The sequence below is a fragment of the Pseudomonas sp. MH10 genome (genome assembly GCF_034353045.1).
Classification (GTDB): Bacteria; Pseudomonadota; Gammaproteobacteria; order Pseudomonadales; family Pseudomonadaceae; genus Aquipseudomonas.
In genome coordinates this window covers 3,972,152-3,984,476 of the sequence record NZ_CP133783.1, presented here as the reverse complement: position 1 = coordinate 3,984,476, position 12,325 = coordinate 3,972,152, and the positions used below count along the sequence as shown (strand labels likewise).

The following is a 12,325-nucleotide window of genomic DNA, read 5'->3' as shown; positions in this document are numbered from 1 at the left end:
ATGATACCTAACTTTGGCTTTATAGCTCTTGGGGCTGCGACGGCATGCGTGAACCTTTGCGCCCCTTTTTTTTTGGGCGCCACTATCGATCACTATCAAGAGCACCATGAACTGCATATTTGGCATATTTCAGCTGCATGTATCAGCTTCATATTATCTCCATGCATAAAACTCTACACAAAAATTCAGTTAGCTAAGTCGAACGCCGCTACTAGGCTGAAACTTAAACAGAAATCTGTTCAGATACTGATACAACACAACAGAGGTTCGTTACCTGAAGGCGACATAATTGAGTTTGTCGATAATGACGTGGACGGTTCCATTTACCTATATCACAATATATATTTTGATATCAGCGTAAGTCTCGCAGCAATTTGCCTCTCTCTGATAGCGATATATAACTACCACTTTTCGCTTTTGATAGCCCCAATAGCAGCAATTATTTTTTCGTCATTAGTTTATATAACAAGCAGGACAGTAATAGAAAAAACCTACGGCAGATATGTTGAGCAAAACACTGTTCTCATCAGTAATATTATTTCTGCATCGCAGATGAAAAGCGGCCCCTCATTTGACGTGTTTGACGAATTAAAGAAAGACACTTTGATAATACTTTGCAAAACCCAGCTGAAAATTTCAACACTTGAGGCAGCTACCGGCTTTTCATTTCTTATCGGCATGTCACTCTTGCTATATATAGGAGATCAATTATTGCAGTCAAATGCGATAACATTAGGCGCGTTGATCGCATCCGCGATGTATATAGAGCGCATATTAAATCCTTTGGGTTTCCTGCTAGGAATTTATTTTTCGAGCGCGGAAGCAATTTATAGACGATCAAGGATGGTTTCATTACATGGCAAAACCACATTCCATTAAGACCGTAATTGAAAAACACGGCTTTCTTATAGTTACTAGTATTGCCATATCGATAACCAGTGCTGCTTTACAAATTGCTATACCCTATGTCATTAGCAATGGCATCAGGGAGATAACAGCATCCCAAAAAAACGTTTACACTATATTCGTACTGATATTCATATTTAGTGGCAAAAGCATATTACAATGCGCCTGCACAATACTAAATCATTTGATTGAAGCTCGAATACGACTTTCTCTGATAGAACATATTTACGCACAAGCGAAATCAAATAAGGAGGGCGAACTTATCACTTTGATAAAAGAGGACTCTGAAAGGGTCGCAGCAAGCGTTATACAGATTTTGGAGCTAACTGCTTCTGGCTGCTTGACTCTGGTTACTTTTATTGTTTTAACTTTCGATAATTATTTTATGGCGGCCCCATTAATGATACTGTTCGGTCTTTCATATCTTCATGTTACTCGTTTTACCAAATGCGTTGGTCAAGCGTACACTTTGGAAATTGACCAAGAGCAAAAATACAAAGCCTCGATTATTCGTCTGAAAAAAGCCTCTTTCAACAATGCTCATCGTTTCAACTTTAGAGCTAAAAGCACTGAGTACAATTTGAGGAGATCTATAAACACACGCTACTTATATGAGCGGCTTTGTATTTTACTTAGCGGTACGCCAGAAATTATCGTATCGGCTATGATTGCTGCATCATTATTTCTGATAGCAACTTTATCACCTGGAATGCTTGGAGCTGAGATGCTGTATTATCTAGGCTACGTTGGCATGTTTGCTCTCGGCGCCAACAGCTCCATCCAAGCAGCGTTATCTATAGTTGGAACAAAAGTTTCAATAAATAGGATTTTCAAGAGAAGAATATGAACGCTACAATTATTAAAGAAATACGACTCAAGGCTGGAGTGTTACTTAATAAGTCTATACACTATATTTTTCCAATTAATTTCGACAATGCAATAACAGTAATTGTCGGAGACAATGGAGCTGGCAAGTCTACTTTGCTTGAATCGATTGCTGTAAAACTAGGATGTAACCCCGAGGGAGGTGGGAAAAATTTCTCTTTCAGCACAGAGGCTACTCACTCAGACTTACATAATAATATCATTATTTCCAAAGGTTACAGAAAGGAGAAAGACATCTTCTTTTATCGAGCTGAGACTTTTTATAATTTAAACACCGAGATTAGACGCTTAGACAGCGAGGGAAGCTTTGATCCTGAGATTAAAACTTATTATGGAGGAAAAGATCTTCACTCTATGTCTCATGGCGAGGCAATGGAAGCACTCTACCAAAATCGATTTAAACCGGACGGCATCTATATTTTAGACGAGCCGGAAGCTTCTCTACACCCAATTCGCCAACTTAGCTTTGTCATTAGGATTGCTGAGCTAGCAAAACAAGGTTCTCAGTTTATAATTGCGACCCATTCTCCAATTATCATGTCAATCCCTAGCTGTGACCTGCGACACCTGCACAATGGCGTCCTAGAGCCTGCTAATGCTTGCGAGATGGAATCGTACAGCATTTATAAGGCTGTTATAAATTCTGATGGCCGATACTTGGAACGCCTACTTTCGGATGACGAGTAAAAAGCTACCGCCTTCGCTCTAAATAAAAAGCCGACATGACGTCGGCTTCCTACTATCCGAACCTGACCAAATTACTTCAGACCAGACATTTTCGAAATGGCGCCTTTAAGCTCTGCATCGGAGCAATCGGCGCAGGTGCCTTTTGGCGGCATTGCGTTGATACCGGTGATCGCTTTTGCCAGCAGGCCGTCAAGACCGCCCTGCTCTTTGGCGCGCTTGCCCCAGTCGGCGGCGTCACCGATTTTCGGCGAACCCAGCAGGCCGGTGCCGTGGCACGCGTTGCAGTGGCCGGCGATGATGTCATCCGGCGATTTCGCACCGCTTCCACCGGCAGCGGAGGCCGCAACCTCCATGCCTGCGCATTCTTTGCCTTGTATGCAGACTTGGCCTACTGGCTCCAGACGCTTGGCAATATCGTCATTGGTATTGGTCGTCGCCTGAGCGCCAACGGCCCAAAGGGCCAAGACGACAGCAGGTACTGCCAGCATTTTGTTAATTAAATTCACGCTTACACCCTCATGGTGACTAGTCACGCCCGCGGCCACGGTCTGGCGGGCGGACGAAAGTATAACGGTTAGGCCGCCACTGCGAAACAACCCTATAGTCGCAGGGGTGATTACCGAATATCAGGCCTTAGATGGACGCTCTATGCTTCTTCCGAACAGCGCGTCTCTGGTTGAAGCGCGTAATTTAATTCAAAAATTCGCTGGCGTCGCTGCGCTGATTAGTCGCGCCGGCTCGTCGAACGGGTTACGAAAGCGGTGGGGCTTGGTGCTTTCGAAATAATAGCTGTCGCCCGCTTCAAGAATGAACGTCTCGGCACCGACCACCAATTCCAAACGACCTTCGAGCATGATTCCGGTTTCTTCGCCTTCATGAACGAGCATTTCAACCCCGGTGTCAGCACCTGGAGGATAGATCTCGCTGAGAAAAGCTATCGCCCGACTTGGGTGCGCCTTGCCGACCAGTTTCATGGTCACCGCGCCGTCCGAAATGTCGATCAGTTCGCTGGCTTTGTAAACCACCTGCGTCGGGTTTTCTTGCTCCAACTCTTCCGAAAAGAACTCGACCATGGACATCGGTATACCGCCCAGCACCTTTCTCAAAGAACTAATCGAAGGGCTGACGCTGTTTTTCTCGATCATGGAGATGGTGCTGTTGGTCACGCCCGCTCGCTTGGCGAGTTCACGTTGGGACAGACCTTTGAGCTTGCGAATGGATTGCAGTCGTTCACCGACGTCCAATACGGGAGTCCTCCTATTGATCAGGTGCGGTCGAAATGAACGTTATGATGGCGATAGCGTTCAGTATTTACAACACTTCGACCCCTAACCTGCTCGTAAAAGCACTCGCCGCTTATCGGGGAATAATCTGAAGGTAATCAGCGCCGACGCAGCCTTGGCGGTCAGTTCCCGGAATAGAGCCTTGGGACCCGGCGTAGGTTGCAAAAAATCTGATAGGGGATGGTCCCGGCGTGAGCGGCAACGTCGCTGGCAAGAACGTTTTTGCCCCACAATTCAACTTGGCTGCCAAGCCCAGCGTGTGGCAAATCGGTCAAATCAACGCACAGCATGTCCATGGACACACGGCCCAGCAATCGGCTCAATTGCCCGTCGATAAAAACTGGCGTGCCGGTGGGCGCCTGACGTGGATAACCATCCGCGTAACCCATGGCGACGACGCCGATGCGCATGGACCGATCGGTGACGAAACCACCGCCATAGCCAATCGGTTCGCCCGCAGGCAATTCACGTACACAAATGACTTTTGATTCCAGCGTCATCACCGGCTTCAGGCGTGCGGCCAGGCTGTTCGACTGGTCGAATGGCGTGGCGCCGTAGAGCAGAATGCCGGGGCGCACCCAATCGCTTGGGATGGTCGGCCAACCCAGAACCGCTGGTGAGTTACGCAAACTGATCGGCGCCACGATCCCTTGGGTGGCCGCTTTGAACACGGCCACTTGTTCGTCGCTGCGCAAGCAATCCAGTTCGTCGGCACGGGCGAAGTGAGTCATCAAGACGACGTTCGCCACTTTCCCACTGCTCAACAAACGCTGGTAGCCGGCTTTGTAGTCGTCAGGGCGCAAGCCGACTCGGTGCATGCCCGAATCCAGTTTGAGCCAGGCGGTGAGCGGTTTGCTTAGGCTGGCCTGCTCAATGGCCTCGAGCTGCCACAGTGAATGCACCACGCACCAGAGATCATGCTCGACGATAAGGGGCAATTCGCTGGCTTCGAAGAATCCTTCAAGCAGCAAAATCGGTGCCCGGATTCCCGCCTCGCGTAGCTCCAGCGCCTCTTCGATGCAGGCCACGGCAAAGCCATCGGCGTCACCTTCCAGGGCCTGCGCGCAACGCACCGCGCCGTGCCCATAAGCATCGGCCTTGATCACCGCAAGCGCCTTGGCGCCTGTGGACTCACGTGCCAACTGATAGTTTTGACGCAGGGCTTGCAGATCGATTAAAGCGCGGGCAGGACGCATGGCGGCGGGATTCTGAAGTTAAAGGAATAAGGTCCGTTGGAGCGAATTCATTCGCGAATGCGTTGGGTCAGACAACCATGTGTTAGATGTACCGACCCCTTCGCGAATGAATTCGCTCCTACAGGATGGCGGGGGATCGTTACGGCAGCGCAGCGACTACCGATAATTCAACCAGAATCTCAGGCTCGCACAGCTTCGACTCAACGGTGGCGCGGGTGGGTGCGACGCCTTTTGGCAGCCACTTGTCCCACACGCTATTCATCCCGGCAAAATCCGCATCGATGTCTTTCAGGTAAATGGTCACTGAGAGAATCCGCGAGGTATCAGTGCCGGCCAAATCCAGCAAACGCTCGATGTTGGCCAAGGTTTCGCGGGTTTGCTGCTCGATTCCACCGGCCATGTTGTCAGCCACTTGCCCGGACAAATACACGGTGCTGTTGTGGACGACGATCTGACTCATGCGGTCATTGGTGAGCTGGCGCAGGATTGCCATGTTTTACGATCTCCTGGGTTTTACCGTAGCGAGAAATATCAAGGCCTTCGGCGCTGATCTGAGGTGTTTTGAGCGCGATCAAATCGGCTAACAAACGACCCGAGCCACACGCCATGGTCCAACCAAGTGTGCCGTGGCCGGTATTGAGGAACAGGTTACGGAACGGCGTGGCACCTACAATCGGTGTGCCGTCCGGCGTGGTCGGGCGCAGACCGGTCCAAAAATCAGCCGCTGCCAAATCACCGCCCTGAGGATAAAGGTCGCCGACGATCATCTCCAGCGTTTCGCGCCGACGCGGGTTAAGCGACAGGTCGAAACCCGCGATTTCCGCCATGCCGCCCACCCGAATACGGTTGTCGAAACGGGTGATCGCGACCTTGTAGGTCTCGTCGAGAATAGTCGAGGTCGGCGCCATGGCCGGGTTGGTGATCGGCACGGTCAGCGAGTAACCCTTGAGCGGATACACCGGGGCGCGGATGCCCAACGGCTTGAGCAACTGCGGCGAATAACTGCCCAGCGCCAGCACGTAGCGGTCAGCGGTTTCCAGCTTGCCGTCGATCCACACGCCATTGATTCGGTCGCCGGCGAAATCCAGCCGTTCGATGTTCTGATCGAAACGGAACTCAACGCCTAACTTGACCGCCATTTCCGCGAGGCGAGTGGTAAACAACTGGCAGTCACCAGTCTGATCATTGGGCAGGCGCAATGCGCCGGCGAGGATGTTGGTGACGCCTGCCAACGCGGGTTCAACCCGGGCGATGCCGGCGCGGTCGAGCAATTCGTACGGCACGCCAGACTGTTCCAGAACGGCGATGTCCTTGGCGGCGTTATCGAGTTGCGCCTGGGTGCGGAACAATTGGGTCGTGCCCAGGCTGCGGCCTTCGTAGGCAATACCGGTTTCGATGCGCAGTTCGTCGAGACAATCGCGGCTGTATTCGGACAAGCGCACCATGCGCTCTTTATTCACCGCATAGCGACTGGCCGTGCAGTTTCGCAGCATCTGCGCCATCCACAGGTATTGATCGATGTCCCCGGTGGCCTTGATCGCCAGCGGCGAATGGCGCTGAAGCAACCATTTGATGGCCTTGAGCGGCACGCCCGGCGCAGCCCATGGTGAGGCGTAACCTGGCGACACTTGGCCCGCATTCGCGAAGCTGGTTTCCATGGCAGCGGCAGGCTGGCGGTCGACAACAGTCACCTGAAACCCGGCCCGCGCCAGATAGTAGGCCGTTGTCGTACCGATCACGCCGCTGCCAAGGACCAGAACTCGCATAGTAAATCCCTCAATCGCGGATATCCGCTGACGTTTGTGCTTAAGAGCAAAGATATGCCCAGTATAAAAAGCAGCGGGCAGTGCATTTCACTATATAAACGCCTATATTCGGCGGTAATTCTCGGCAATAACGGCTTTACTAGCGAGGGGTAACCCATGCGGACCCAGCATCAGTCCAAACGTGAGTTGGACAAGATTGATCGCAACATCTTGCGCATCCTTCAAGCGGACGGCCGGATTTCATTTACCGAGCTGGGGGAGCGCGTCGGATTGTCGACCACGCCCTGCACTGAGCGGGTGCGCAGGCTTGAGCGCGAAGGGATCATCATGGGCTACAACGCCCGGCTCAACCCACAAAACCTCAAGGCCAGCCTGCTGGTTTTCGTTGAAATCAGCCTGGATTACAAGTCGGGCGACACCTTCGAGGAGTTTCGCCGCGCCGTCCTGAAACTGCCCCACGTACTGGAATGCCATTTGGTGTCCGGCGACTTCGATTACCTGGTCAAAGCGCGGATTTCAGAAATGGCGTCCTACCGAAAATTACTCGGCGACATCCTGCTCAAGCTCCCGCACGTGCGCGAATCCAAGAGCTACATCGTGATGGAAGAAGTGAAAGAGAGCCTGAATTTGCCGATACCTGAGTAGGCGGGGAAATACGGGATAACTTCAGGAGCGCGAGAGCTCACACCAACACTTGTCGAGTAGTCGCCATGTATTCGTGAATCTGCTTCTCAACCTTGGGATGAATCATTTCCACCGGGCGACGGCCATTGGGGCATGGCAGGGTCGGGGTGGTGCCGAACAGACGGCAGATCAGCGGACGCTCTTCATACACTGTGCAGCCATTAGGCCCCAGGTGTACGCAATCCAGCTCATCCATCGCGGCCTCTTGCTCGGCCGCCGTCTTGCGTGGCAAGCGGGACATTTCTTCAGTTGAAGTCGTGACCGGCCCACAGCAATCGTGGCAACCGGGCACGCACTCGAATGACGGGATCTGCTGCCGAAGAAAGCGGATTTTCTGGCTGTTGCAGCTCATCGAAGCGATTACCGAAAGAAGGATCAGCTGGGATTTTGCCTCACTTGTGCCGTATCGGACAGCGCCACCGAGCCGAACCTTGCCGGTGGTCCGCGTCGACGTCTATGCTGCGTAAAGTTTTCCAAACACCAAAAACAGGAAAAACAACATGAACGCCCGCGTTCAGCAGCCAACTATCACCGACCAACACACCGCTTCTTACTACGCCGCCAGCAGCCATCCGCAACGGGATCATCCGATGCTAAAGGGCGAGCTGAAGGCTGATGTGTGCGTGGTCGGCGGTGGTTTTACCGGGCTCAATACCGCGATTGAACTGGCAGAACGCGGTCTGAGCGTGGTGTTACTGGAGGCGCGCAAGATTGGTTGGGGTGCCAGTGGGCGCAATGGCGGGCAACTGATTCGCGGCGTGGGCCATGGACTGGAGCAATTTACGCCCACTCTCGGCAGCGAGGGTGTTCGCCAGTTGAAACTCATGGGCCTGGAAGCGGTAGAAATCGTGCGCCAGCGAGTGGAACGGCACCACATCGACTGCGACCTGACCTGGGGCTACTGCGATCTGGCCAACAAACCCCGAGATTTAGCTCACTTGATCGAGGACGCCGAGTCGTTACGCGGCCTCGGTTATCGCCACGAACTGCGGGTGCTGCAAGCCAACGAGATGCACAGCGTGGTGGGCTCGGATCGCTATGTTGGCGGACTAATCGACATGGGTTCGGGCCACTTACATCCGTTGAATTTGGCGCTGGGCGAAGCACAGGTTGCGCGGGAATTGGGCGTTCAGCTCTTTGAACACTCAGCAGTGACCCGAATCGACTATGGGCCACAGCTCTGCGTCCACACCGCACATGGATCGGTGCGCGCCGATACCCTGGTGCTGGGCTGCAACGCGTATCTGAATGATTTGAACCCGCAGCTAAGCGGCAAAGTCTTGGCGGCGGGCAGCTACATCATCGCAACTGAGCCATTAAGCGCAGCACAGGCCCACGAACTGTTGCCGCAAAACATGGCGCTCTGCGACCAGCGGGTGACGGTCGATTATTACCGGCTCTCGGCTGACCGACGCCTGCTGTTCGGAGGCGCCTGTCATTATTCGGGGCGCGACCCAAAAGACATTGCGGCCTACATGCGGCCCAAGATGTTGCAGGTTTTCCCGCAACTGGCCGACGTTAAAATCGACTACCAATGGGGCGGCATGATCGGCATCGGCGCCAACCGGCTGCCACAGATCGGTCGACTCGATAGCCATCCGAATGTGTATTACGCCCAGGCCTATTCCGGCCATGGCCTGAACGCCACCCATCTGGCCGGACGGCTTCTGGCAGAAGCCATCAGCGGCCAGCACAGCAGTGGATTTGAACTGTTCACCCAGGTGCCGCACATGACCTTTCCGGGAGGGAAAAGGTTGCGCTCTCCCCTATTGGCGCTGGGCATGCTCTGGCACCGCTTGAAAGAACGGCGCTAAACATTCCTCAGTCCCGCCAGAACGGCTTCAGTCCTTCGGCACGCGCCTGCTCCCACGAGATGCCGACGTCTCGAAGTTGGTCGGCGTCCAACTCCAGCAGCACTTTGCGTGTGACCCAACGATGGCGGAAAACGCCCCAGCGGCTGGACGCTGGCGCGCAGCGCATCTTGATAAAAGGCCCCTGCACTGCCTGCAACTCCTGACCGCGCAGCATTAGCCGTACATCGCTCATCCCGTTCATTTCCAACGCCTCCATCACCTTTTGCATGTGGCTTCATGATGGCGCGGCAGCAGGAACCATTACAGATCCAAAAATGCAGTATTTTTTCCATACAGACAGTACGAATATTCCACTGAATGCTGTATTTTGGCCTCATCTGTATCGGTCGATTTGAAAAATAGCCGCTGGGAGTCCGCCATGACGCTCTATGTAAACCTTGCTGAACTGCTCGGCTCCCGCATTGAAAACGGCTTTTATCGTCCCGGCGACCGACTGCCCTCAGTCCGCGCTTTGAGCGTGGAACACGGGGTGAGCCTCAGCACTGTGCAACAGGCGTATCGCGTGTTGGAGGACAACGGCTTGGCCTCGCCGAAGCCTAAATCGGGTTATTTCGTTCCGGCGGGACGAACGGCGCCGGCCCTGCCCGCAGTGGGACGGCCCGCGCAGCGTCCGGTGGAAATCTCTCAGTGGGATCAAGTCCTGGAGTTGATTCGCGTCGTACCGAATAAAGACGTGATCCAGCTGGGCCGAGGGATGCCAGACATCACCAGCCCAACGCTAAAACCCTTGCTGCGCTCCTTGGCCACCATCAGCCGACGCCAAGACATGGCGAGTTTGTATTACGACACGATCTACGGCACCCAAAGCCTACGTGAGCAAGTGGCGCGACTGATGCTGGATTCTGGCTGCCAGCTCACGACCAACGAGTTAGTCATCACGACCGGCTGTAGCGAAGCGCTGTCCACCAGCCTGCGCGCCATTTGCCAGACTGGTGATATCGTCGCGGTGGATTCGCCTAGCTTTCACGGGGTGATGCAAATGCTCAAGGGCTTCGGCTTAAAGGCACTGGAAATTCCCACCGACCCAATCACAGGCATCAGCCTTGAGGCGTTGGAGTTGGCCTTGGAACAGTGGCCAATCAAAGCCATTCAGCTAACTCCCAACTGCAACAACCCGCTGGGCTACATCATGCCCGAGGCGAATAAAAAAGCGTTGCTGACCCTGGCCCAGCGCTATGACGTGGCAATCATTGAAGACGACGTGTATGGCGACCTGGCCTACACCTACCCCCGTCCGCGCACGATAAAGTCTTTCGATGAAGACGGCCGCGTCCTGCTGTGCAGTTCGTTTTCCAAGACCCTTGCGCCTGGCGTGCGGATTGGCTGGGTCGCACCCGGTCGTTATTTGGAACAAGTGCTGCACATGAAGTACATCAGCACCGGTTGCACCGCCACCCAACCTCAGTTGGCCATCGCCGAATTTCTCAAGGACGGGCATTACGAACCGCACTTGCGGCGGATGCGGGGGCAATATCAGCGTGGCCGCGACCAGATGACTGACTGGGTCATGCGCTACTTCCCACAGGGCACACGGGTCAGTCGGCCCCAAGGTGGTTTTATGCTGTGGGTCGAGCTGCCGGAAGATTTCGACACCTTGCGCCTGAACCGCGCGTTGCTGGGGCAAGGCGTTCAAGTGGCGGGCGGCAGTATTTTCTCGGCGGCGGGCAAATACCGGAACTGTCTGCGAATGAACTACGCATCGAAGCCAACGGCCGAGATTGAAGCCGCCGTGCGAACGGTGGGTGCTGCCATCACGCATCTGCTAAGCGAGACCGCGTGAAGGCGGGTCGCTAAGCCATCACCGGCTGTAAGCCGAACGCGCCACGGCGCAGGGACACAATCACCAGACCGAATGCACCGGCAGCCATCAACAGCGGCAAAGCATGCCCGCTGACCCATTGGCTGCCCGCGCCCGCCGCCAAGGGCCCCAACAAGCAACCCACGCCCCACAACTGAGCCACGTGGGCATTGGCGCGGACCAACGCGTCATCGCGATAGCGTTCGCCAATCAATATCAGCGACAGGGTAAACAGCCCGCCAGCGCTGGCACCGAACAACACCCACACCGGCCATATCAATACCGTGTCGAGCAGCAACGGGATTGCCAGGCTCGATACCATCAACAGTAACGCACAACCGGAAAATAGCGTGCGCCGAGAGATGCGGTCGGCCAACGCACCGATCGGCAGTTGCAACAGGGCATCGCCGACCACCACGGTGCTGACCATGAACAATGAGATTTCCGCAGTAAAGCCCTGTTGCAAGCAATAGATCGGCAGCAGGGTCAGGATCATCGCTTCGAACGCGGCAAACAACGCAATCGCCCAGGCAATCGCTGGCAGCCCTCGGCAGAAACCGAACAGGTCATTAAAGGTAACGCTGCACGCCTCGGTGCTGGGTGCGCCGGTTCGTCCCAGCAGCAACAGCGGGGAGATGACCAATAACGCGGCACCGACCCAAAAGCCATAATCGGCCTCGGTGCCCATCACGCCCAGCAGCAATGGCCCAGCCAGCTGGCTCAGGGCGTAAGTGCTGCCATACAGCGCTACCAGCCGACCGCGCCAACGCTCGACCACCAGTTGGTTGATCCAGCTTTCGCCCAGAATAAAAACGATGGTCAGGATGACGCCGATCAATAGCCGCAACACGACCCAGACCGCGTAGCTCGGCAGTAACGCAAGCAACCCAATAGAGAGCGCCCCGCCCCACAAACACAAGCGCATCAGCAACGGCGTGCCGACATGCGCAGCGAGGCGGCTGGCGACACTGGCGCCCGCCAGCACACCGATGGCGGGCATCGCGGCCATGACGCCGATGGCGAACGAACCGTAGCCCCAGCTTTCCAGGCGCATGGACACCAGCGGCAGGCTGACGCCCAGTGCTAACCCGACGCTGAGGACCGAAGCCAGCACAGCGAAATAAGTACCCCAACGCATTTTCATAGATCCGTAAGGTCTTTTCGCGAAGCAATTCGCTCCCACGGTTAAAGCGAGTTCAACCGTGGGAGCGAATTCATCCGCGAAGAAACCGACTCGGTTTGGAGG

At 54.5% G+C, this 12,325-nt stretch carries 14 protein-coding genes; 6 read left to right on the top strand and 8 right to left on the bottom strand.

Features of this window, described 5'->3' with window-relative positions; translation table 11 throughout:
• From RHM59_RS17730 to RHM59_RS17720, 3 genes are read left to right on the top strand one after another with little or no spacing between them, the layout of a single operon-like run.
• Entirely contained in the window at positions 1-879 is an 879-nt protein-coding gene (locus RHM59_RS17730; RefSeq protein ID WP_322285125.1) for a hypothetical protein, read from the top strand.
• Complete coding sequence (locus RHM59_RS17725) at positions 857-1,753, top strand: hypothetical protein (protein ID WP_322184567.1); 897 nt, start codon at positions 857-859, stop codon at positions 1,751-1,753. The genes RHM59_RS17730 and RHM59_RS17725 overlap by 23 nt, the downstream gene beginning before the upstream one ends.
• Positions 1,750-2,478, top strand: coding sequence for an AAA family ATPase (locus RHM59_RS17720; RefSeq protein ID WP_322184566.1), 729 nt, complete (start codon positions 1,750-1,752; stop codon positions 2,476-2,478). The genes RHM59_RS17725 and RHM59_RS17720 overlap by 4 nt, the downstream gene beginning before the upstream one ends.
• A 71-nt stretch (positions 2,479-2,549) precedes the next feature.
• On the opposite strand, the gene RHM59_RS17715 is transcribed toward RHM59_RS17720, so the two are convergent.
• The 5 genes from RHM59_RS17715 to dadA form a co-directional block, all read right to left on the bottom strand.
• Positions 2,550-2,984, bottom strand: coding sequence for a c-type cytochrome (locus RHM59_RS17715; RefSeq protein ID WP_322285124.1), 435 nt, complete (start codon positions 2,982-2,984; stop codon positions 2,550-2,552).
• 189 nt (positions 2,985-3,173) lie between these two features.
• Positions 3,174-3,722 carry a cupin domain-containing protein gene (locus RHM59_RS17710; RefSeq protein ID WP_322166646.1) on the bottom strand — a complete coding sequence of 183 codons (549 nt, stop codon included), beginning with the start codon at positions 3,720-3,722 and terminating at the stop codon, positions 3,174-3,176.
• Positions 3,723-3,883: 161 nt separating this feature from the next.
• Entirely contained in the window at positions 3,884-4,957 is a 1,074-nt protein-coding gene (gene alr, locus RHM59_RS17705; RefSeq protein WP_322184565.1) for an alanine racemase, read from the bottom strand.
• A 139-nt stretch (positions 4,958-5,096) separates the two neighbouring features.
• A complete protein-coding gene (locus tag RHM59_RS17700; protein WP_322166648.1) occupies positions 5,097-5,450 on the bottom strand; it encodes a RidA family protein in 354 nt (117 codons plus the stop codon).
• Positions 5,422-6,723, bottom strand: coding sequence for a D-amino acid dehydrogenase (dadA, locus tag RHM59_RS17695; protein ID WP_322166649.1), 1,302 nt, complete (start codon positions 6,721-6,723; stop codon positions 5,422-5,424). The genes RHM59_RS17700 and dadA overlap by 29 nt, the downstream gene beginning before the upstream one ends.
• Before the next feature lie 156 nt (positions 6,724-6,879).
• Between dadA and dadR the strand changes: the two genes are divergently transcribed.
• Positions 6,880-7,368, top strand: a complete 489-nt coding sequence (gene dadR / locus RHM59_RS17690; RefSeq protein WP_322184564.1) for a transcriptional regulator DadR — start codon at positions 6,880-6,882, stop codon at positions 7,366-7,368.
• Between the two features lie 37 nt (positions 7,369-7,405).
• On the opposite strand, the gene RHM59_RS17685 is transcribed toward dadR, so the two are convergent.
• Positions 7,406-7,759 carry a YkgJ family cysteine cluster protein gene (locus tag RHM59_RS17685; RefSeq protein ID WP_322166651.1) on the bottom strand — a complete coding sequence of 118 codons (354 nt, stop codon included), beginning with the start codon at positions 7,757-7,759 and terminating at the stop codon, positions 7,406-7,408.
• Between the two features lie 148 nt (positions 7,760-7,907).
• Between RHM59_RS17685 and RHM59_RS17680 the strand changes: the two genes are divergently transcribed.
• Positions 7,908-9,221: an FAD-binding oxidoreductase gene (locus RHM59_RS17680; RefSeq protein ID WP_322184563.1), complete on the top strand. Its 1,314-nt coding sequence runs from the start codon at positions 7,908-7,910 to the stop codon at positions 9,219-9,221.
• A 7-nt stretch (positions 9,222-9,228) separates the two neighbouring features.
• Here RHM59_RS17680 and RHM59_RS17675 read toward each other — a convergent pair whose 3' ends face one another.
• Positions 9,229-9,462, bottom strand: a complete 234-nt coding sequence (locus RHM59_RS17675; protein ID WP_322185273.1) for a DUF1127 domain-containing protein — start codon at positions 9,460-9,462, stop codon at positions 9,229-9,231.
• A gap of 177 nt (positions 9,463-9,639) precedes the next feature.
• Here RHM59_RS17675 and RHM59_RS17670 point away from each other — a divergent pair, with 177 nt between their 5' ends.
• Complete coding sequence (locus RHM59_RS17670) at positions 9,640-11,061, top strand: PLP-dependent aminotransferase family protein (protein WP_322166653.1); 1,422 nt, start codon at positions 9,640-9,642, stop codon at positions 11,059-11,061.
• A gap of 10 nt (positions 11,062-11,071) precedes the next feature.
• Here RHM59_RS17670 and RHM59_RS17665 read toward each other — a convergent pair whose 3' ends face one another.
• Positions 11,072-12,217 (bottom strand): MFS transporter, encoded by a 1,146-nt coding sequence (locus RHM59_RS17665; RefSeq protein ID WP_322166654.1) that lies wholly within the window; start codon positions 12,215-12,217, stop codon positions 11,072-11,074.
• Between the last annotated feature and the right edge of the window lie 108 nt (positions 12,218-12,325).

Bases quoted from the DNA above. Each gene is read 5' to 3' on its own strand.
- RHM59_RS17730 (WP_322285125.1), top strand. From the start codon at position 1: ATGATACCTAACTTTGGCTTTATAGCTCTTGGGGCTGCGACGGCATGC.
- RHM59_RS17725 (WP_322184567.1), top strand. From the start codon at position 857: ATGGCAAAACCACATTCCATTAAGACCGTAATTGAAAAACACGGCTTT.
- RHM59_RS17720 (WP_322184566.1), top strand. From the start codon at position 1,750: ATGAACGCTACAATTATTAAAGAAATACGACTCAAGGCTGGAGTGTTA.
- alr (WP_322184565.1), bottom strand. From the start codon at position 4,957: ATGCGTCCTGCCCGCGCTTTAATCGATCTGCAAGCCCTGCGTCAAAAC.
- RHM59_RS17700 (WP_322166648.1), bottom strand. From the start codon at position 5,450: ATGGCAATCCTGCGCCAGCTCACCAATGACCGCATGAGTCAGATCGTC.
- dadA (WP_322166649.1), bottom strand. From the start codon at position 6,723: ATGCGAGTTCTGGTCCTTGGCAGCGGCGTGATCGGTACGACAACGGCC.
- dadR (WP_322184564.1), top strand. From the start codon at position 6,880: ATGCGGACCCAGCATCAGTCCAAACGTGAGTTGGACAAGATTGATCGC.
- RHM59_RS17685 (WP_322166651.1), bottom strand. From the start codon at position 7,759: ATGAGCTGCAACAGCCAGAAAATCCGCTTTCTTCGGCAGCAGATCCCG.
- RHM59_RS17680 (WP_322184563.1), top strand. From the start codon at position 7,908: ATGAACGCCCGCGTTCAGCAGCCAACTATCACCGACCAACACACCGCT.
- RHM59_RS17675 (WP_322185273.1), bottom strand. From the start codon at position 9,462: ATGAACGGGATGAGCGATGTACGGCTAATGCTGCGCGGTCAGGAGTTG.
- RHM59_RS17670 (WP_322166653.1), top strand. From the start codon at position 9,640: ATGACGCTCTATGTAAACCTTGCTGAACTGCTCGGCTCCCGCATTGAA.
- RHM59_RS17665 (WP_322166654.1), bottom strand. From the start codon at position 12,217: ATGCGTTGGGGTACTTATTTCGCTGTGCTGGCTTCGGTCCTCAGCGTC.